This window comes from Saccharomonospora iraqiensis subsp. paurometabolica YIM 90007 (assembly GCF_000231035.2).
GTDB classification, from domain to species: domain Bacteria; phylum Actinomycetota; class Actinomycetes; order Mycobacteriales; family Pseudonocardiaceae; genus Saccharomonospora; species Saccharomonospora paurometabolica.
On the sequence record NZ_KI912238.1, the window covers coordinates 139,807 to 140,407 of the forward strand.

Below are 601 nucleotides of genomic sequence, written 5' to 3' on the forward strand. Positions count from 1 at the left end.
CGCGGGCGGCCTCCGTGCCGGGGTGTTCGACGTGCAGGGCGGCCGAGGCCTGCACCTTCACGACGTCGAGCCCCGCGCCGGCCACCCGGCGCACCGCCCCGGCGGGATCGGCGAACGACACGGCGAGGTGGCAGGTGTCCAGGCACACCCCCACGTGCGCCGGATCCACCCGGCCGGACAGCCAGGACACCGCGTCGTCGAGGGTGTCCAGCACACACCCGGGTTCGGGCTCCACCGCGAGCCGGATCGGCCTGCCCGCGCGGTCCGAGGCGGTCGCCAGTGTCCGGGTGAGCCCGTCCAGCGCACGGCGTGCCCGGTCGTCGTCGGCCGTGCTCCACGGTTCCCGCCAGGCCAGCGGCAGGGTGGAGATGCTGCCGTGGGTGGCGTCCGGGTGCAGCAGGTCGGCCAGCACGGTCGCGCAGTCCCGGGTGTAACGCAGCCGCCGCTCGTCCGTCCACTGTGGTGTGTACACGGCATGCTTGACGACGTCGTCGTGGAATCCGCCGTAGGGGAAGGCGTTCAGCGTCCGGACGGCGAGGCCGCGCGCGTGCAGCGTGGTCGCGAGACCGCGCCGGGCGGCCGGGTCCGCGGCGAGCGCGTG

Annotated in this window: 1 protein-coding gene; it reads right to left on the reverse strand. The window is 75.5% G+C overall.

Annotated elements, in window-relative coordinates; translation table 11 throughout:
• Positions 1 to 601: TIM barrel protein (locus SACPADRAFT_RS27455; RefSeq protein WP_007027906.1), on the reverse strand; the 601-nt coding region annotated here is incomplete at both ends.